This is a genomic window from Leifsonia sp. fls2-241-R2A-40a (assembly GCF_030209575.1).
Classification (GTDB): Bacteria; Actinomycetota; Actinomycetes; order Actinomycetales; family Microbacteriaceae; genus Leifsonia.
This window is the reverse complement of sequence record NZ_JARVRS010000001.1, coordinates 1368193-1386090: the sequence shown is the minus strand read 5'-3', so window position 1 is coordinate 1386090 and position 17898 is coordinate 1368193. Positions and strand designations below refer to the sequence as shown.

The window sequence follows — 17898 nt, the reverse complement described above, 5'->3', positions numbered from 1 at the left end:
GGGTTTCGTACACGGCTAACGGAGTGGGAGGAGCCCACTCAGCCAAACATCTATGCTACGGCATGGACGCGGAAGCGGCCAAATCGCTTTTCGCGGTGCACGCGGCGCAGAGGCCGAAGACATCCACGACGTGCTGCGCCTGAGTGAAACCGTGAGCAGCGGCGGCCTGACGGGCCCACTCCTCCACAGCATCCGCCTCGATCTCCACGGTGAGCCCGCAGTTGCGGCAGATCAGGTGGTGATGATGCCCGGTGGTGCAGGCGCGGTAGAGGCTCTCGCCCTCGGGCGACTGCAGCGAGTCGGCGTCGCCTTCGGCCGCCAGGTCGGACAGCGCCCGGTACACGGTCGCCAGCCCGATCGGAGACCCCGCCTCGTGAAGGCTGAGGTGCAATCCCTGCGCGCTGATGAAGCCCTCCGTCGAGGTCAGGGCCTCACGGACGGCCTCCCGCTGCCAGGTGTTCCGCTTCACCATTCCAGGCTATCCCGCCTGGCTCACGAGTGGCCGAGAAGCCGACGCGGAGGCCGGGCCGGAGGACGATCCCCGGCGCCGGGCGCGACGACCACCGACGACACGGCAGACCACGTAGATGAGGAACGAGATCGTCGTCACGTACGGGCTGATCGGCAGGGCGCTCCCGAGCGCGAGCATTATGCCGCCCACCACGGACACGAGCGCGAACAGCACGCTCAGCAGGGGGACCGCGATCGGAGAGGACGAGATGCGCATGGCCGCCGCAGCGGGTGTCACCAGGAGCGACAGCACGAGCAGGGCCCCGACGATCTGCACCGAGACGGCCACCGCCAGCCCGAGCAGCACCATGAAGGCGAGCGCCACGAAGCCGGTCGGGACACCGCGCGACGCGGCGACATCCGCATCCAGGCTGTCGAAGGTCAGCGGCCGCCACATCAGCAGCAGGGCGACCAGCACGATGGCACCGATCGCGAGCAGCCAGCCCAGCTGGGGGTCGTCGACCGACACGATCTGGCCGGTGAGCAGCCCGAACTTGTTCGCGCTGCGCCCCGGATACAGTGCCAGGGCCAGGATGCCGAGGCCCAGCCCGAAGGGCATGAGCACCGCTATGATCGAGTTCCGGTCCCGCGCCTTGGCCCCGAGCAGACCGATGAGCACGGCGGCGACCAGCGATCCGACCAGGGAGCCAGCCACGACGTTCGCGCCGAACAGCAGCGCGATCGCCGCACCCGCGAACGACAGCTCGCTGATGCCGTGCACGGCGAAGGCCATGTCGCGCTGCATCACGAAGACCCCGATGAGCCCGCCCACGATCCCGAGGACCGCGCCTGCGAAGATCGAGTTCTTCACCAGCAGGAGCAGCTCGCCGTAGTCGGTGAAGTCGAACAACTGCTGCCACAGGTCGAGATGCATCATGCTGCCGGCTCCGGGTGCGCGTCGCGCGTGTGCGCGTGGTGGTCGTGGGTCTCCGCGTCGGGGATGCCGACCACGACGATCCTGCCGCGGCTGCGGATCACGTCGACGGGCGTCCCGTACAGGTCGGTGAGGACGTCGCTGCGCAGCACCTCGTCGGGGGTGCCGGTGCGGAATCGACCGCCCGCCAGGTACAGGACGCGGTCGACCATCCCGAGCACCGGGTTGACGTCGTGGGTGACGAAGACGACCGCGCTGTCGTGCTCGCGGCGCCGACGGTCGATGAGCTCGCTCACGCCGCGCTGGTGCTGCAGGTCGAGGGAGAGCAGGGGCTCGTCGCAGAGCAGCAGGGCGGGGTCGCCGGCGAGCGCCTGCGCGACGCGGAGCCGCTGCTGCTCGCCACCGGAGAGCGAGCCGACGGCCGCGTCCGCGTAGCGCCGCGCGCCGACATCGTCGATGAGCCGGTCGACCTGCGCGCGGTCGTCACGGCGGGGGATCGGCAGACCCCAGCGGTGCCCGTTCACACCGAGGGCGACGAGGTCGCGGGCGCGCATCGGCGTCCCGGCGGGGATGAGCTTCTGCTGCGGGATGTAGCCGATCCGGCGGTCGCCGCGGCGGACCGCGTGGCCCTCGAAGGCGATCTCCCCGCTGTCGAGCTGCTGCTGCCCGAGGATCGTGCGCAGCAGACTCGTCTTGCCCGAACCGTTGGGACCGAGCACCGCGACGAACTCACCCGCGTGCACATCCAGATCGAGGTTGCTCCACAGCGTGCGGTCGCCGAAACCGAGGGAGGCGTCGCGCAGGCGCAGGACGACGTCGCGCGTCTCGGGAGCCGGCATGCGCTCGAGTGGCTCGCTCATCGGCCCAGCGCCTCTCCGATGGCGTCGAGGTTGGCCTGCATCCACCCGACGTAGTGCTCGCCGCTCGGCAGCGTCTCGGTCACGGGGACGACGGGGACACCGGCGTGCTTCGCCGCAGCGAGCACGCGCTCCGTCTCCGCTCCCGTCGTCTGCTCGTTGTAGGCGAGCAGCTTCACCTGGTGACTGCTGAACAGCTGCAGGGTGTCCTTGAGCACGACGGGGGAGACGTCGTTCTCCTCCTCGATCGCCGCGCTGAACTTCTCGGGCGTCTTGTTCACCAGGCCGATCGCCTCCAGCATGTACAGCGGGACGGGCTCGGTGATCGCGACGCCTTCGCCCGCATACGAGGCCTTGAGCTTCGCCTCCGTGTCGCGGAGGCCGGAGAGCTTCTGGATGAACGCGTGCGCGTTCGCGTCGAAGGTCGCCTTCTGCGAAGGATCGGCCTTGCCGAGCGCGTCGGCGAGCGCGTCGGCAAGCTTCTGCACGGTCGGCAGGTCGTACCAGACGTGCTCGTTCAGTTCGCCGTCGACCGGCTTAACGCCCGAGAGGTCGACGACGTTGAGGACGCTCACGGAGTCGTTCTTCTCGCCCTTCAGAAGGGACTGCATGAACTCGTCGTACCCTCCGCCGTTCTCGATGACGACGTCGGCCTTCGAGACGGCGAGCCGGTTCTGCGCGCTGGCTTCGAACGAATGCGGGTCCTGTGCGGGGTCGGACATCAGCGAGGTGACGCGCACGGCGTCGCCGCCGATGGTGCCGGCGATGTCGCCGTACACGTTCGTGCTGGCGACGACGCGGAGGGTGCCGTCGTCGGATCCCGCCGACGACGATGAGCAGCCGGCGAGCGCCACGACGGTGGCGGCCGCGACCGCGAGAACGGAGACGAGGGAGCGCGTCTTCATGGGTGAGCCTGTCTAAGTCGCGAACGACACGAGGATGTGCGCCCGCGATCGCGGGCACCGGCTCAGATTAGGCTCTATTGATAATGATTGTCAAATTCAATCGAGCAGGAGCGCAGGCTCCTCGATGATGGATGCGACATCCGCCAGGAAGCGGGACGCGACATCCCCGTCGACCACGCGGTGGTCGAAGGAGGCGCCGAGCGTCGTGACGTAGCGCGGGCGCACCTCGCCGTCCACCACCCACGGCTTCTGCTTGATCGTGCCGAGCGCGACGATGCCGACCTCGCCGGGGTTCAGGATGGGCGTGCCGGTGTCCATCCCGAACACGCCGATGTTCGTGATGGTGATGGTCCCGCCGTTCATGTCGGCCGGGGGAGTCTTGCCGTCGCGCGCCGTGAGGGTGAGCTGCTCGAGCGACTTCGCGAGCTCGAGCAGGGTCATGCCCTGCGCCTCCTTGATGTTCGGAACGATCAGCCCGCGCGGCGTCGCGGCGGCGATACCGAGGTTGACGTAGTGGCGGACGATGATCTCCTCGTCGGTCCACGACGAGTTGACCGTCGGGTTGCGGCGCACCGCCCAGATGATGGCCTTCGCCATGATGAGCAGCGGGGAGACCTTCACGCCGCCGAAGTCGGCGGAGTTCTTGAGGCGCTTGACGAACTCCATCGTGCGGGTCGCATCCACGTCCACGAAGAGACTCACGTGCGGCGCGGTGAACGCGCTGGAGGTCATCGCGTTGGCGATGGCCTTGCGCACGCCCTTGACCGGGATGCGGTCCTCGCGGTCGTCCGGCCACTCCGGCGTCTGGAGGTTGCGGAAGACGGTTACCTGCGTGGCCTCGCGCAGCACGTCGTCGCGCGTCACGTCGCCGATCGGGCCGGTCGGGGTGACGGCGGTGAGATCGACGCCGAGGTCCTTCGCAAGCTTGCGGATCGGCGGCTTCGCGACGACGGGGCCCGCGGGACGGGCCGCGGAGGCGGCCGCGGCCGCGGGAGCGCGGGAGGGGGTCGGAGCGGGCTGCGGTGCTGCCTGCGGAGCAGGTACGGTCGGCTGAGCGATCGAACCCGTGAACGACACGGGCAGGGAGCCGGTACCGGGATGCGTCAGCCGCCGACGGCGGGTCGTGCCGTGCCCTGCGGATCCGTACCCGACGAGGACGGCTCCCGCCTTCGGCTCCTCCTCGTGCGAGACGGTCGCGGCTGCATCCGCCGCGACCTCCTCCGCCGGCTCGGGCTCGCGCACGGGAGCAGCCGGTGCTTCGCCACCGGACGTCACGGTGAAGATCGGGGTGCCGACTTCGACCGTCTGGCCCTCCGACACGAGGAGTTCGCCGACGGTGCCCTCGAAGGGCGACGGCAGCTCGACGAGCGACTTGGCGGTCTCGATCTCGACGATCACCTGGTTGACCGCGACGGGCTCGCCGGGGGCGACCTTCCAAGCGACGATCTCCGCCTCGGTCAGGCCCTCGCCCACATCGGGCAGGAGGAACTGGGACTCGCTCATGTGCGACTTCTCTCTGTTGTCTTCGCGCCTGTCGGCGGGCGGGCGCTCAGTACGCCAGTGCCCGGTCGACGGCTTCGAGAATTCGGTCGGCGTCCGGCAGGTAGAGCTCTTCGAGCTTCGCCGGCGGGAAGGGGACGTCGAAGCCCGCGACGCGCATCACCGGCGCCTCGAGCGAGTAGAACGCCTTCTCCGCGATGGTCGCCGCCAGCTCGGAGCCGACCGAGACGTTGCCCGGCGCCTCCTGCGCGATGATCGCCCGGCCCGTCTTCTGCACCGAGGCGACGACGGGTCCGTAGTCGATGGGGGACAGCGACCGGAGGTCGATGACCTCGAGGCTGCGTCCCTCCTCGGCGGCGAGCTCGGCGGCGCGGAGCGCGACGCTCACCATCCCGGCCCACGCGATCACGGTCGCGTCGGTCCCGGTCCGGACCACGCGGCTGGCGTGGAGCGGCGTCGGGTTCTCGACCACGTCCACCTCGCCCTTGGGCCAGTAGCGGCTCATCGGCTCGAAGAAGACCACGGGGTCGTCGGAGCGGATCGCCTCCTGGATCATCCAGTACGCGTCGTGCGGGGTCGACGGTGCGACGACGCGCAGGCCGGCCGTATGGGCGAAGTACGCCTCGGGCGCTTCCTGGTGGTGCTCGACCGCGCCGATGTGCCCGCCGTGCGGGATACGGATCACGACGGGGAACTTCATCCGCCCGCTGTGCCGGTTGGTCATCTTGGCGAGCTGAGTGGTGATCTGGTCGAAGCCGGGGAAGACGAACCCGTTGAACTGGATCTCGACCACCGGCCGGTAGCCGCGCATCGCCAGCCCGATGGCCGAGCCGATGATGCCCGCCTCAGCGAGCGGGGTGTCCATCACGCGCTGCGGGCCAAACTCCTTCTGGAGCCCTTCGGTCACGCGGAAGACTCCGCCGAGCGGGCCGATGTCCTCACCCATGAGGATGACGCGGGAGTCCTCGGCGAGCGCACGCCGCAGCCCGGCGTTGAGCGCCTTGACCATGGGAAGCGACTGGATGCGCGGCTCGGGAGCCGCCTCGGCGGCGGGAGCCTGCGCGTTCGGCGCCTCGTCCGGCTCGACCTGTTCGGTCGCCGCCTGCTGCTCGCCTGCTGCAGCGTCCTCTCCGACCTCCGCGGAGGCCTGAACGCCTGCCTGGGCGTCGCCCTCGGTCTCGTCCGTTCCGGGCTGCTCGCCGGCGAGCTGCTCGGGCGCGGCCTCGTCGTCGATCACGAACTCGCGCGTCCACTCCTGCTCGGCCACGTGCTCCTCGAGCACGCGGGAGTCCGGGTCGCTCTCGATGATCTCGACGACGTCGATGGCCTGCGTGTCGAGCGACACGCTGTCCTCCGAGGTCTCCGTCTCGCCCGCGGCAGCGTCGCCGCCGGCGGGCTCTTCGATCAGTTCGGCCTCCACGTACTCGGCCTCACTCCTCACGTCGCTCATGCGTCACCTCCGAACTGCGCCTCGTAGTCTTCGATCCACTGCTGCTGCTCGTCGACCAGAGGATGCGGCTCACTGTAGACGTGCTGGAACATCGAGGCGACAGACGGCGGAGTGAGCTCCAGCGTGCGCCGACGGATGTCGGCGGCCAGATCGGCCCCCTCCTCGTCCGCGCTGTCGAAGAAGGCCTGGCCGACCCCCTGCTCCTCGAGGAACACCCGGAAGCGCCGGATCGGGTCGCGCTCCGCCCAGTAGGCGAGCTCTTCGTCCGTCCGGTACTTGCTCGGGTCGTCGCTCGAGGTGTGCGCGCCCATGCGGTAGGTGAGCGCCTCGATCATGCTCGGGCCCTCGCCGTTACGGGCGTCGTCGAGATGCTTGGCGGTGACCGCGTAGGCGGCCAGCACGTCGTTCCCGTCGATCTGGACGCCGGGGATGCCGAATCCGCTCGACCGCAGGTAGAGCGGCGTGCGGGATTGGGTGCTGACCGGCACCGAGATCGCCCAGTGGTTGTTCTGCAGGAAGAACACCTGGGGGGTCTGGTAGCTGGCGGCGAAGACGTACGCCTCGTTGACGTCGCCCTGGCTGGTGGCGCCGTCACCGAAGTAGACGATGGCCGCCTCGTCCTGCGTCGGGTCACCGGTGCCGACCTTTCCGTCGAGCTTCATGCCCATCGCATAGCCCGTGGCGTGCAGCGTCTGCGAGCCGATGACGAGCGTGTACAGGTGGAAGTTCCCGACCGCCGGATCCGTCGGGTCCCACCCGCCGTGCGTCGTGCCGCGCAGCAGACCCATGATTCCGATCGGGTCGATGCCGCGGACCATGCCGACGACGTGCTCGCGATAGGAGGGGAAGAGGTGGTCCTGCGGCCGCGCCGCGCGCGCCGAGCCGACCTGGGCACCTTCCTGGCCACGACTGGGAACCCAGAGGCCGAGCTGGCCCTGCCGCTGCAGATTCGCGCCCTCGTTGTCCAGCGAACGCACCCGGATCATGTCGCGATAGAAGGTGCGGTAGTCGTTCTCGTCGAGGCGCTCGAGGTACGGGAGGTACTCGGCCGACGTCTCACTCGGCTGGAAACGGCCGTCAGCAGTGAGCAGCTGGACCGTGTTCGCCGGGCGCGGGATCTCGTTCGTCGCAACCACCGTTCTAACCTAACCGCTTGCCTGGGTGCCCATTTGGTAGGTTCCGCACAAGATCATCAGCAACTTGCAGGAGTTTTGCCACAGACTCCTCCTCGCCGACGCTGATGCGGATGCCTTCGGGCGGGAATGCGCGAACCGTCAGTCCGGCGTCGAAGAAGGCGTCGTTCGCCTCGACCGTCTGCTCGCCCGTCGCGAGCCACACGAAGTTGCCCTGCGCCTCGGGGACGGCCCAGCCCTGCCCGATCAGAGCATCCCGCAGCCGGTCGCGACGCATCGCCACGCGCGCCACGCGCTCCATGAGTTCGTCCTCGGCGTCGATCGAAGCGAGCGCGGCGACCCGCGAGGCGTCGGTGACGGAGAGCGGGATGGCCGCGGATCGCGCCGCATCGAGCACCGCCTGCGGCCCGACGGCGTAGCCGATGCGAAGTGCGGCGAGGCCGTACGCCTTCGAGAACGTGCGGAGGACGACCAGGTTGGGGTAGCGCGAGAGCAGCGGGATGCCGTCCACCGCAGCGTCGTCGGTGACGAATTCGTAGTACGCCTCGTCGAGGAGCACGAGGAGGTTCGACGGAACGCGGGCCATGAACGCCGCGAAATCGGCCGCGGTGACGATCGTGCCGGTCGGATTGTTCGGGGTGCACACGATGACGACGCGCGTGCGGTCGGTGATGGCGTCGGCCATCGCATCCAGGTCGTGGCTGCCGTCGGCCCGGTTCGGCACCTGGACGCTGGTCGCGCCCGTCACGGTGACGAGCCCGGGGTAGGCCTCGAACGAGCGCCACGCGTAGACGACCTCATCGCCGACACCGGCCGCCGCGGAGATCAGCTGGGACAGCAGCGCCACCGAACCGCTTCCGAGGTGGACCTCGGAGACGTCGACGCCGTGCCGCTCGGCCAGCCGCTGGCGAAGGTCGCCCCCGCCCGCGTTGGGATACCGGTTCAGCTCGCGCAGGGTGGCCGCCACCGCATCCACCACCGAAGGCAGCGGGGGGAAGGGGTTCTCGTTGCTCGACAGCTTGAAGCCGTCTGCCGGCGCCGGCCGCCCCTGCTTGTAGGCAGGTACGGCGACGATCTCGGGGCGCAGTCTCACGCCGAGCGTGTCATCGGAACTCACAGACCCAACTTAGCCGCGCCCGCATACCCCGCGCGGAATTCCCTCGATCTGTGGATGACGCCGCAGGGCTGCCGCTGTACCCGGCCCGCCGTCCCTGAAAGGATGTGGCCATGCGATTCCTGCTCCGGTTGATCATCAACGCCATCGCCCTCTGGCTCATGACGCTGATCGTCAGCGGCGTGACCGTGGTGCCCTACGCCCCCGACACGACTGCGCGCATCCTGACGTACCTGCTCATCGCGCTCATCTTCGGCGTGGTCAACGCCATCATCGGCACGGTGATCCGCATCATCGCGATCCCGCTGTACATCCTGACGCTGGGGCTGATCTCGCTCATCGTCAACGCCTTCCTGCTGTTCATCGTCTCGTGGATCAGCGACGCCCTGGGCTTCGGTCTGCACATCGACGGGTTCTGGTCGGGAGTGCTCGGCGCGCTCGTCCTGGCGATCATCGCCTGGCTGCTGGGGCTGATCATCCGGCCCGCCCGCCGCGACTGAGGCCTCCGGCGTCTCCGGCGCCGTAGCGCGTGCGGGAGAATGGTGGGGTACCCGCCGCCTGATCCCGCGAGGAGCACCATGACCGCCCTGCCTCCCCAGCCGCTCAGCCCCCTCGACGGCCGCTACCGGTCCGCCGTCGTCGGACTCGGCGATCACCTCTCGGAGGCCGGTCTGAACCGCGCGCGCGTACAGGTCGAGGTCGAGTGGTTGCTGTACCTCACCGAGCACCGGATGTTCGGCTCCTCTCCGCTGACGGCCGAGCAGAAGAGTGCGCTGCGCGCCCTGGCGGATGACTTCGGCCAGCCGGAGATCGACCGGCTCGCCGAGCTCGAAGCCACCACCAAGCACGACGTCAAAGCCGTCGAGTACCTGGTGCGCGAGCGCCTGCACGCTCTGGGGCTCGACAGCATCGCCGAGTTGACCCACTTCGCGGCGACCAGCGAGGACATCAACAACCTCTCCTACGCCCTGACCGTGAGCGCGGCCGTCCGGGAGACGTGGCTGCCGAAGTTCCGCGCGGTCATCGCCGAGCTGCGGGCACAGGCGTTGCAGTACCGCGACGACGCGATGCTCGCGCGCACCCACGGCCAGCCGGCGACGCCGACGACCATGGGCAAGGAGCTCGCCGTCTTCGTGCACCGGCTCGAGCGGGTGCGCACGCAGATCGAGGGCGGCGTCCACCTCGGCAAGTTCAGCGGCGCCACCGGCACCTTCGCCGCGCACCTTGTGGCCGACCCCGACGCCGACTGGCCCCGCATCTCCCGCGAGTTCGTCGAGAGCCTCGGCCTCGACTGGAACCCGCTCACCACCCAGATCGAGTCGCACGACTGGCAGGCCGAGCTCTACTCCCGCATCTCGCACGCCAACCGCATCCTTCACAACCTGTGCACGGACATGTGGACGTACATCTCGCTCGGCTACTTCCGCCAGGTCCCGGAGCCCGGCGCGACCGGTTCGTCGACGATGCCGCACAAGGTGAACCCGATCCGCTTCGAGAACGCCGAGGCGAACCTCGAGCTCTCGAGCGCCGTCCTCGACTCGCTCGCAGCAACCCTCGTCACCAGTCGCCTCCAGCGCGACCTCACGGACTCGACGACGCAGCGCAACATCGGCGTCGGGCTCGGCCACTCGCTGCTCGCGCTGGACAACGTCCAGCGCGGCCTGGGTCAGGTCGCGATCGACCGGAAGGCGCTCGCCGACGACCTGGACCTCAACTGGGAGGTGCTCGCGGAGGCGATCCAGACGGTCATCCGGGCGGAGGTCACGGCGGGGCGCTCGACGATCTCCGATCCGTACGCGCTGCTCAAGGAGCTGACGCGCGGAAAGCGCGTGGACCACGCGGCCCTGACCGAGTTCGTCAACGGCCTCGAGATCGGGCAGGCGGCGAAGAACCGCCTGCTGGCGCTCACTCCCGCCGGGTATGTGGGGCTGGCGTCCGAGCTGGTCGACTACCTGTAGTCAGCCGCGGGGCCGGCGTCAGTGACCACTCGGCCGGTCGTCACCCTCGGCACGGTCGCGCGCCGCCTTGGCACGCGCTTCCGCATCCTGCTCGTGGATGTCCTCCACTTCGGCCTCGGTCGGCTTGAACGCGAGGGCGAAGAGGGCGAGCAGCACCAGCGCGACGATGAAGGTGACGCCGAACGCCACACCCGCCAGCACGAACTCCCGCGTCGCGACCAGGACGATCAGTCCCACGAACACGGCCAGGCCGGCGGAGATGCCGAGCAGTTCGACCGGAAGGAATCGGTCGCGGCGGGTGGGCTGGAGGTTCTGGGTCACTCGGGGGTCTTTCTTGTCGCGAGAGGTCACGATCCACTCTCCGCTCGGCGGGAGGGCGTGTGCGCGGCGCTGCGCAGGGTGGCGGCGCCGATCGCTTGGAACACCCCGACGATCACGGCCCAGGCACCGAACAGCCCGATGGCGAGGATGGCGTCGGCCGGCGCGAAGAGCAGCACCAGCGCGAGCACGGCCGTCATCGCCCCCGTGATCAGCCAGTCCCGGGCCGCCGCATCGCGGCTGCGCTCGCGGATCCCGTTGTAGAGCTCGAGGAAGCCCGTGAGTGCCGCCCAGACCGTCACGAGATAGAGGAACAGCCCGAGGCCGGACCCGGAAAGCACCAGGGCCAGCACTCCGGCGATGACTCCGATGGCGCCCTGGACCGCGAAGAGCGTTCGGGTGACGCGGCGCCCCGCGAGCAGTGCGCTGAGGATGCCCGTGGCCAGGCCGTCGACGATCGCGAATGCGCCGAAGACGATCAGGCCGAACGTGGCGGTGTGCGCGTCCCGGGTGAAGGTGATGATCGCGCCGGCGGCGAGGGCCACGATCGCACGTATGGCGGGGACCACCCAGTAGCGGGTGTGCGCGTGGACGTTCGGTTTCGGGGCAGGGACGGCGGTAGCCACTCGGCGACCTCTTTCGTACGGGATTCGCCGTCCAGTCTAGTCGGCGGCTTCCTGCGCGTTCGCCCCACCCGGTGGCCGCGGATCGCTACGATCGCGGCATGCGGATCGCTTTCGCGCTACTCCGGGCAGCGGCGTTCGCCCTCACCCTTGCGGCCATCGTGGCGCAGTTCACGGCGAGCGTGCAGTCGGTCGGCGGCCAGGGCGGGGATGTGGCCGGCCTGGTCGCGAACTTCTTCAGCTTCTTCACCATCGACTCGAACGTGCTGGGCGTCGTCGTGCTCGCCATGGGTGCGGTGCTCCTCCTGATACGGCGCGACGACGACCCGGGATGGTTCACCGCCCTGCGCGCCGCGTCGGTGACCTACCTGGTGACCACGGGCGTCGTGTACAACCTGCTGCTGCGGAACATCTCGCTCGCGCAGGGCACGACCGTCGGCTGGTCGAACGAGGTGCTGCACGTCGTCGCTCCCGTCTACCTGCTGGTCGACTGGCTGTTCGCGCCCGGTCGCACCCCGCTCCGGCTCAGGGCCGTGTGGGGGATCGCGGTGTTCCCGATCGCCTGGGCGATCTACACCCTGATCCGCGCGCCGTTCGCCGCCGACCCGGTGTCGGGGAAGAGCCCGTGGTACCCGTATCCGTTCCTCAACCCCCAGACCAGCCCGAACGGCTACCTGTCGGTCGCCTTCTATGTGCTGCTGATCGCCGTGGTCATTCTGGCGGCCGGGTACGGCGTCGTGTGGATCTCGCGGCGCTGGAGGGGCGGCCGGGCACTTCCGAGCGTGGCTCCGGCGGCTGAAGGCTGAGGCCGGACGCCGGCACCGTCAGGCGAGGGTCGGACGCTGCTCCGGCTCTTCGGTTCGCGCCCACAGGATGATGGCTGCGAGCGCACTCACTGCGAGCAGGAAGGCTCCCGTGGGAGTGACCGTGTCCGGCAATCCACGCTGTGCCAGCAGCGCGGCGCCGATCCCGGCCAGCGCTCCGCATGCGGCCACGACGGCCAATGCGATGGAGACGGCACGCGCCGCTCCGTGCATCAGCAGCCCCCGGAGGGCGAGGGCGACAGCCCCGATGAGCCAGAGCGCAGCGACCGGTACCGCGAGCAGCACTCCGAGCGGATCGCGCAGCAGAACCGCGGGCGTCGCGTAGAGAACGGACGCCGCAAGCAGCAGTACGACGCCGAGTCCGGCGAACGCGGCGACTCGGGCAGTGTCCGTGCGAAGCCGCAGGAGGGGCGACAGGAGCGACGGCCAGGTCAACGCGAGGGCGAACGCGACGACCGAGAGACCCACACTGCCCGCGCCCTGCAGCAGGGGGATGAGGATGCCCGACATGTCTCTATTGAACGCGTCCGGGCCGCTCTCCGCGTCATCCGCCAGGATGATCGGAGGGCGCGTTCCGTACCTCTTTCAGGTGCCGGCGGCGGATCAGATAGGCGCCATGTCGGCGAAGCGCGAGTACATGCCCTGGAACGCGACGGTGACCGTTCGCGTGGGGCCGTTTCGGTGCTTGGCGACGATGAGGTCGGCCTCGCCGGCGCGCGGGTTGTCCTTCTCGTAGGCGGACTCGCGGTGGAGGAGGACGACCACGTCGGCGTCCTGCTCGATCGATCCGGACTCGCGGAGGTCGCTCAGGGCGGGGAGCTTGTCTGCACGTTGCTCCGGACCACGGTTCAGCTGCGACAGCGCGATCACAGGGACCTGGAGCTCCTTGGCAAGCAGCTTGAGCGCTCGCGAGAACTCACTGACCTCCTGCTGGCGGCTCTCGACGCGCTTACCGCTCGTCATGAGCTGGAGGTAGTCGATGATGACCATCTTGAGGCCGACGCGCTGCTTGAGGCGGCGGCACTTGGCGCGGATCTCGACGAGCGTCATGTTGGGGCTGTCGTCGATGTACAGCGGAGCGTCGTTGATGCGACCGCGAGTGGATGCGATGGTCGTCCAGTCCCGGTTGTCGACGGTTCCCTTGCGCATGTTCTGCAGCGGGACGGACGCTTCCGCGGACAGCAGTCGCATCGCGATCTCGCTGCGCCCCATCTCGAGTGAGAAGAAGATCGTCGGCATGTCGTGCTTGATCGCCGCAGCGCGGGCGAAGTCGAGCGCGAGCGTGGACTTTCCGAGCGCCGGCCGTGCGGCCACGATGACCATCTGCCCGGGGTGGAGCCCGTTCGTCAGTTCGTCGAGCTCGGCGAAGCCGGTCGGCACACCGGTCATCGAGCCGTCCTTGTGCTTCGCGGCCTCGATCTCGTCGATCGCCACGGTGACGGCCTCGGTGAGCGGGACGTAGTCCTCGGTCTCCTGCGAACCCGTCACCGAGTAGATCTCGGCCTGGGCGTTGTTCACCAGGTCGAGCACTTCGCCCTCGGCCTTGTAGCCCATCTGCGTGATGCGGGTTCCCGCTTCCACGAGGCGTCGGAGGAGTGCCTTCTCGGCGACGATGTTGGCGTAGTAGCCCGCGTTCGCAGCGGTCGGGACGAGGCTGGTCAGGGTGTGGAGGTACTCGGCGCCGCCGGCCCTCGAGAGCTCTCCGATCTTGGTGAGTTCGTCGGTGACGGTGATGACGTCGGTGGGCTCGCCGTGCGAGTAGAGCGTGAGGATCGCGTCGTAGATGATCTCGTGCTTGGGGATGTAGAAGTCGGTGCCCCGGACGACCTCGACGACATCCGCCACAGCATCCTTGCTGAGGAGCATGCCTCCGAGTGCGCTCTGTTCGGCCAGCAGGTCGTGCGGCGGAGTGCGCTCCGGAGTACGGGCATCGCCCGGGTCGCGACCGTCTGCGAGACCGATATGGGCGATCGACACGTTCTCTCCTCACTTCGAGCTGTAGCCGGACATGACGGACCGCCCCCAAGGGCCGGACGCGCTTGCCGAGCGGAAGATCCCTCAGGTCGATTGTCGGGGCGACCTCTGACATCTCCGCTGTGACGCGGCCGTCGTCCCTCGATGTCGATCCACACTACGAACCCGCCGCTCCCCCTCACAACTCGGCCTGTGGATAAAACTGGGGAGAATCTGCGCGAAACGCCGACGAGCGTGTGTAGAAGGTGTGTGGAAAGCTGTGGACAGAAAAGAACTTTGGTCACACAATCGCCGCGCGACCAGGGTTTTTCTTATCCCCACCCTGTGTGCAGAAACTTCTTTGAACCCTGTGTTCAACGTTGGCCGCGCGGGTCTGCTACCTGTGCACAGAACGGGGGAAAAGATCATTAACGAGGTGTAGCGGCGGGCCTTCGCCCGCCGCTACACTTCCGCTTCGTCGCGCCTACTTGGCAGCGACCACCTGAAGGGTGATGACGGCCGAGAGGTCGTCGTGCAGACGCACGGTCGCCTCGTGGTCGCCGACGACCTTGATGGGGTTCGGAAGCTCGATCTTGCGCTTGTCCAGCTCGCCGATGCCGGCCGCCTTGACGGCGTCCGCGACATCGCCGGTCTTGACCGAACCGAACAGACGGCCCTCGCGGCCCGCCTTCACGGTCAGCTTGACCTTGGTCGCCTCGAGCTTGGCCTTGAGGTCCTGGGCCTGCTCGACGGTGTGCAGCTCGCGGGCGACGCGCGCCGCCTTGATCTGCTCGACCTGCTTCTCGCCACCACGGGACCACGCGATCGCGAAGCCCTGGGGGACGAGGTAGTTACGGGCGTAGCCGTTCTTGACGTCGACGACGTCACCGGCAGAGCCGAGGCCGGTGACCTCGTGCGTGAGAATTACCTTCGACATGTCGCTTCTCCTTAACGGCCAGAGCCGGCGTAGGGGAGGAGCGCCATCTCGCGCGCGTTCTTGACCGCGCGGGCGATGAGTCGCTGCTCCTGGACGGAGACACCGGTGATGCGACGGGCGCGGATCTTTCCACGCTCCGAGATGAACTTACGCAGGGTGGCGACGTCCTTGTAATCGATGACGCCCACGCGAACGGACTTCGCGGGAGCGGCGTTCTTGCCGTCCTTGCCCTTGCGGATTGGCTTGCGGCGGTCGCCGCTCGACTTTCCAGCCATGGTTTCCTTTGCTTTCCGCCCGACCCGGCCTCCGGCCGGCGGGCTGATGATGGGTGCCCCTCTGCGGAGAGGCGAATCTCGTTAGAAGGGGGTCTCGTCGTTGTAGGAGCCTGGAGTGTTCCAGACGTCTGCACCGGCGGACGGGTCGGCCGGAGCCGATGCGGCCCAGGGCTCCTCGACGGCAGGCGCTCCACCGAAGCCGCCTCCGCCGCCAGGCCCGCGCGACGACTGCGTGCGGGTGATCTGAGCGGTGGCGTAACGCAGCGACGGGCCGATCTCGTCGATCTCGAGCTCGATGCTGGTGCGCTTCTCGCCTTCCTTCGTCTCGTAGGAGCGCTGCTTGAGGCGGCCCTGCGCGATGACGCGCGACCCCTTCGTCAGCGATCCGGCGACGTGCTCGGCGAACTCGCGCCAGACGCTGGCGCGGAGGAACAGAGCCTCACCGTCCTTCCACTCGTTCGCCTGACGGTCGAACGTGCGGGGAGTGGACGCGATGGTGAAGTTGGCGACTGCCAGCCCGTTCTGCGTGTAGCGCAGCTCGGGGTCGGCCGTGAGGTTTCCCACCACGGTGATGACGGTCTCGCCGGCCATGGGACTAGGCGCCGGCCTTCTCGGAGGTGGCGGCCTTGCGGGCAGCCTTCTCGTCGGCACGCTGCTGCGCGGCAGCGACCTGAGCGATCGCCTCCTCAGCGCGGAGGACCTTGGTGCGCATGACGGCCTCGCTGAGCTTCAGCTGGCGGTCGAGCTCCTTGGTGGTGTCACCTTCTGCGGTGAGCTGCACGACGGCGTAGATGCCTTCGGACTTCTTGTTGATCTCGTAAGCCAGGCGACGACGTCCCCAGATGTCGACGTTGTCGATCGTTCCACCGTCGTTACGAACGACGTTGAGGAACTTGTCAAGGCTCGGAGCCACGGTGCGCTCATCGATCTCGGGATCGAGGATGACCATCAACTCGTACTGATGCATGACTAACCCACCTCCTCTGGTCTCAGCGGCTGCAGACGTTCTGCAGCAGGAGGGTGTCATAGACGTGCCCAGGGCAGGAATCCGCCCGGACAACTTATCTAGCGTAACGGATGCGGATGCGGGGCGCCAGCCGGCGAGTGTCTCGGTCATGCCTCCAAGCCTCGCCGCGAGACCGCAGCTCGTGCGCCTGGCGACAGCGATCGGTGGAGAACTGCTCCATCGTCGAAGCTGTGGACGACGCCCTGCGTCTCAGCGGCTCTCCCACCAGGCGAGCAGCCGCCGCGTGGCCTCCTCCTCGCCGAGCGGACCCTCATCGAGCCGGAGCTCCAGGAGGAACCGCATCGCCTGACCGACCTCCCGGCCGGGCCGGATACCGAGCACCCGCATGACCTGCTCCCCGTTCAGATCGGGACGGACCGCATCCAGTTCCTCCTGCTCCTGCAGTTCGCGGATGCGCGACTCGAGGTCGTCGTAAGCGAAGGCGAGACGGTCGGCTTTGCGTCGGTTGCGCGTCGTGACGTCTGCGCGGGTGAGCATGTGGAGTCGCTCGAGCTCCGGGCCGGCGTCGCGGACGTAGCGGCGAACCGCGGAGTCGGTCCACTGGGCATCCGAGTACCCGAAGAACCGCAGGTGCAGCTCGATGAGCCGTGCCACCGCGTCGATGGTCGCCTTATCGAACCGCAGCGCTGTCAGCCGCTTCCTGGCGAGCTTCGCGCCCACGACGTCGTGATGGTAGAAGCTGACCGCGCCGCCCGGCTCGAACCGCCGGGTGGCGGGCTTCCCGATGTCATGGAGGATGGCGGCCAGCCGCAGCACCAGGTCGGGAGCCTCGCCGGGGTGGCGCTCCTTCTCGTAGCCGATCGCCTGGTCGAGCACCGTGAGGCTGTGCTGATAGACGTCTTTATGGTGGTGGTGCTCGTCCGCCTCGAGCCGGAGAGCAGGGATCTCCGGCACCACCCGGTCGGCCAGGCCGGTCTCGACGAGCAGTTCGAGCCCCTCGCGGGGTTCGTCCGCCAGGAGGAGCTTGCTCAGCTCGTCGCGGATGCGCTCAGCGCTCACGATCTCGATGCGGTCGGCCATGGCCGACATGGCCTCCCGGGTGGCCTCGTCGACGGTGAACCCGAGCTGCGCGGTGAAGCGCGCCGCGCGCAGCATGCGGAGCGGGTCATCCCCGAAGGAGATCTCCGGGCTGCTCGGCGTCGTGATCGCGCCGGCGATGAGGTCTTCGACACCCCCGGACGGATCGACGAGCCGGACCTCCGGCAGGCGCAGCGCCAACGCATTGACCGTGAAGTCGCGGCGCAGCAGGTCGCCCTCGAGGTCGTCGCCGAATTCGACCTCGGGCTTCCTCGTGGCCCCGTCGTAGCTGTCGCTGCGGTAGGTCGTGATCTCGACCGTGTCGTCGCCGAGGCGTGCGCCGATGGTCCCGTACTGCCGTCCGACGTCCCAGACGGCGTCGGCGATCGGTCCGACGATGCGCAGGATCGCATCCGGACGGGCGTCGGTCGTGAAGTCGAGATCGTGCACGGGACGACCGAGCAGCGCATCCCGGACCGGCCCGCCGACCAGGGACAGCTCGTGCCCGGCCGCCTCGAAGGCGGGCGCGAGGCGGGCGACCGACGGCGTGCGCGCGAGGTCGCCGAGACGTTCGAGGGATTCGGCGACGCTCTGCATGGTGACCCAGTTTAACGGCCCCGCTC

The 17898-nt window shown here is 68.6% G+C and carries 20 protein-coding genes; 3 read left to right on the top strand and 17 right to left on the bottom strand.

Annotation, left to right across the window (positions count from 1 at the left end; translation table 11 throughout):
* Positions 1-55 precede the first annotated feature (55 nt).
* From QRN40_RS06975 to QRN40_RS06940, 8 genes are all read right to left on the bottom strand, one after another.
* Positions 56-472: a Fur family transcriptional regulator gene (locus QRN40_RS06975; protein ID WP_285114816.1), complete on the bottom strand. Its 417-nt coding sequence runs from the start codon at positions 470-472 to the stop codon at positions 56-58.
* A gap of 6 nt (positions 473-478) precedes the next feature.
* The gene (locus tag QRN40_RS06970; protein ID WP_285114815.1) at positions 479-1387 is read right to left on the bottom strand and encodes a metal ABC transporter permease; all 909 of its coding nucleotides are present in this window, start codon (positions 1385-1387) and stop codon (positions 479-481) included.
* A complete protein-coding gene (locus QRN40_RS06965) occupies positions 1384-2244 on the bottom strand; it encodes a metal ABC transporter ATP-binding protein (protein ID WP_285114814.1) in 861 nt (286 codons plus the stop codon). The genes QRN40_RS06970 and QRN40_RS06965 overlap by 4 nt, the downstream gene beginning before the upstream one ends.
* Positions 2241-3146, bottom strand: a complete 906-nt coding sequence (locus QRN40_RS06960) for a metal ABC transporter solute-binding protein, Zn/Mn family (RefSeq protein ID WP_285114813.1) — start codon at positions 3144-3146, stop codon at positions 2241-2243. The genes QRN40_RS06965 and QRN40_RS06960 overlap by 4 nt, the downstream gene beginning before the upstream one ends.
* A 96-nt stretch (positions 3147-3242) precedes the next feature.
* A complete protein-coding gene (locus tag QRN40_RS06955) occupies positions 3243-4649 on the bottom strand; it encodes a dihydrolipoamide acetyltransferase family protein (RefSeq protein ID WP_285114812.1) in 1407 nt (468 codons plus the stop codon).
* 46 nt (positions 4650-4695) lie between these two features.
* Positions 4696-5655, bottom strand: coding sequence for an alpha-ketoacid dehydrogenase subunit beta (locus QRN40_RS06950; protein ID WP_285117455.1), 960 nt, complete (start codon positions 5653-5655; stop codon positions 4696-4698).
* 437 nt (positions 5656-6092) lie between these two features.
* Complete coding sequence (locus QRN40_RS06945) at positions 6093-7232, bottom strand: thiamine pyrophosphate-dependent dehydrogenase E1 component subunit alpha (protein ID WP_285114811.1); 1140 nt, start codon at positions 7230-7232, stop codon at positions 6093-6095.
* A gap of 4 nt (positions 7233-7236) precedes the next feature.
* A complete protein-coding gene (locus tag QRN40_RS06940; protein ID WP_285114810.1) occupies positions 7237-8346 on the bottom strand; it encodes a pyridoxal phosphate-dependent aminotransferase in 1110 nt (369 codons plus the stop codon).
* 110 nt (positions 8347-8456) lie between these two features.
* Here QRN40_RS06940 and QRN40_RS06935 point away from each other — a divergent pair, with 110 nt between their 5' ends.
* Positions 8457-8843, top strand: a complete 387-nt coding sequence (locus QRN40_RS06935; protein ID WP_285114809.1) for a phage holin family protein — start codon at positions 8457-8459, stop codon at positions 8841-8843.
* A 78-nt stretch (positions 8844-8921) separates the two neighbouring features.
* A complete protein-coding gene (purB, locus tag QRN40_RS06930; protein WP_285114808.1) occupies positions 8922-10301 on the top strand; it encodes an adenylosuccinate lyase in 1380 nt (459 codons plus the stop codon).
* An 18-nt stretch (positions 10302-10319) separates the two neighbouring features.
* On the opposite strand, the gene QRN40_RS06925 is transcribed toward purB, so the two are convergent.
* Positions 10320-10622, bottom strand: a complete 303-nt coding sequence (locus tag QRN40_RS06925; RefSeq protein WP_285114807.1) for a hypothetical protein — start codon at positions 10620-10622, stop codon at positions 10320-10322.
* Between the two features lie 26 nt (positions 10623-10648).
* Entirely contained in the window at positions 10649-11245 is a 597-nt protein-coding gene (locus tag QRN40_RS06920; protein WP_285114806.1) for an HdeD family acid-resistance protein, read from the bottom strand.
* A 98-nt stretch (positions 11246-11343) separates the two neighbouring features.
* Between QRN40_RS06920 and QRN40_RS06915 the strand changes: the two genes are divergently transcribed.
* A complete protein-coding gene (locus QRN40_RS06915; RefSeq protein WP_285114805.1) occupies positions 11344-12048 on the top strand; it encodes a Pr6Pr family membrane protein in 705 nt (234 codons plus the stop codon).
* An 18-nt stretch (positions 12049-12066) separates the two neighbouring features.
* Here the strand turns inward: QRN40_RS06915 and QRN40_RS06910 are convergent, their stop codons facing one another.
* The 7 genes from QRN40_RS06910 to QRN40_RS06880 all read right to left on the bottom strand — a co-directional run bounded on the left by QRN40_RS06910 (position 12067) and on the right by QRN40_RS06880 (position 17872).
* Complete coding sequence (locus QRN40_RS06910; RefSeq protein ID WP_285114804.1) at positions 12067-12576, bottom strand: hypothetical protein; 510 nt, start codon at positions 12574-12576, stop codon at positions 12067-12069.
* Positions 12577-12669: 93 nt separating this feature from the next.
* Positions 12670-14043: a replicative DNA helicase gene (gene dnaB, locus QRN40_RS06905; protein ID WP_285114803.1), complete on the bottom strand. Its 1374-nt coding sequence runs from the start codon at positions 14041-14043 to the stop codon at positions 12670-12672.
* A 460-nt stretch (positions 14044-14503) separates the two neighbouring features.
* Positions 14504-14956, bottom strand: a complete 453-nt coding sequence (gene rplI / locus QRN40_RS06900) for a 50S ribosomal protein L9 (protein WP_285114802.1) — start codon at positions 14954-14956, stop codon at positions 14504-14506.
* Positions 14957-14967: 11 nt separating this feature from the next.
* Positions 14968-15231 carry a 30S ribosomal protein S18 gene (gene rpsR / locus QRN40_RS06895; protein ID WP_018189012.1) on the bottom strand — a complete coding sequence of 88 codons (264 nt, stop codon included), beginning with the start codon at positions 15229-15231 and terminating at the stop codon, positions 14968-14970.
* A gap of 81 nt (positions 15232-15312) precedes the next feature.
* Complete coding sequence (locus QRN40_RS06890; protein WP_285114801.1) at positions 15313-15822, bottom strand: single-stranded DNA-binding protein; 510 nt, start codon at positions 15820-15822, stop codon at positions 15313-15315.
* Between the two features lie 4 nt (positions 15823-15826).
* The gene (rpsF, locus tag QRN40_RS06885) at positions 15827-16198 is read right to left on the bottom strand and encodes a 30S ribosomal protein S6 (RefSeq protein WP_285114799.1); all 372 of its coding nucleotides are present in this window, start codon (positions 16196-16198) and stop codon (positions 15827-15829) included.
* Between the two features lie 249 nt (positions 16199-16447).
* Positions 16448-17872, bottom strand: a complete 1425-nt coding sequence (locus QRN40_RS06880) for a CCA tRNA nucleotidyltransferase (protein WP_285114798.1) — start codon at positions 17870-17872, stop codon at positions 16448-16450.
* Between the last annotated feature and the right edge of the window lie 26 nt (positions 17873-17898).

What these genes read in the sequence shown, in the direction of transcription:
- rplI (WP_285114802.1), bottom strand. Translation starts at nt 14,956, where the DNA reads ATGTCGAAGGTAATTCTCACGCACGAGGTCACCGGCCTCGGCTCTGCC.
- QRN40_RS06975 (WP_285114816.1), bottom strand. Translation starts at nt 472, where the DNA reads ATGGTGAAGCGGAACACCTGGCAGCGGGAGGCCGTCCGTGAGGCCCTG.
- QRN40_RS06935 (WP_285114809.1), top strand. Translation starts at nt 8,457, where the DNA reads ATGCGATTCCTGCTCCGGTTGATCATCAACGCCATCGCCCTCTGGCTC.
- QRN40_RS06960 (WP_285114813.1), bottom strand. Translation starts at nt 3,146, where the DNA reads ATGAAGACGCGCTCCCTCGTCTCCGTTCTCGCGGTCGCGGCCGCCACC.
- purB (WP_285114808.1), top strand. Translation starts at nt 8,922, where the DNA reads ATGACCGCCCTGCCTCCCCAGCCGCTCAGCCCCCTCGACGGCCGCTAC.
- QRN40_RS06965 (WP_285114814.1), bottom strand. Translation starts at nt 2,244, where the DNA reads ATGAGCGAGCCACTCGAGCGCATGCCGGCTCCCGAGACGCGCGACGTC.
- QRN40_RS06970 (WP_285114815.1), bottom strand. Translation starts at nt 1,387, where the DNA reads ATGATGCATCTCGACCTGTGGCAGCAGTTGTTCGACTTCACCGACTAC.
- rpsR (WP_018189012.1), bottom strand. Translation starts at nt 15,231, where the DNA reads ATGGCTGGAAAGTCGAGCGGCGACCGCCGCAAGCCAATCCGCAAGGGC.
- QRN40_RS06915 (WP_285114805.1), top strand. Translation starts at nt 11,344, where the DNA reads ATGCGGATCGCTTTCGCGCTACTCCGGGCAGCGGCGTTCGCCCTCACC.
- QRN40_RS06880 (WP_285114798.1), bottom strand. Translation starts at nt 17,872, where the DNA reads ATGCAGAGCGTCGCCGAATCCCTCGAACGTCTCGGCGACCTCGCGCGC.
- QRN40_RS06955 (WP_285114812.1), bottom strand. Translation starts at nt 4,649, where the DNA reads ATGAGCGAGTCCCAGTTCCTCCTGCCCGATGTGGGCGAGGGCCTGACC.
- QRN40_RS06890 (WP_285114801.1), bottom strand. Translation starts at nt 15,822, where the DNA reads ATGGCCGGCGAGACCGTCATCACCGTGGTGGGAAACCTCACGGCCGAC.
- rpsF (WP_285114799.1), bottom strand. Translation starts at nt 16,198, where the DNA reads ATGCATCAGTACGAGTTGATGGTCATCCTCGATCCCGAGATCGATGAG.
- QRN40_RS06950 (WP_285117455.1), bottom strand. Translation starts at nt 5,655, where the DNA reads ATGGTCAAGGCGCTCAACGCCGGGCTGCGGCGTGCGCTCGCCGAGGAC.
- QRN40_RS06910 (WP_285114804.1), bottom strand. Translation starts at nt 12,576, where the DNA reads ATGTCGGGCATCCTCATCCCCCTGCTGCAGGGCGCGGGCAGTGTGGGT.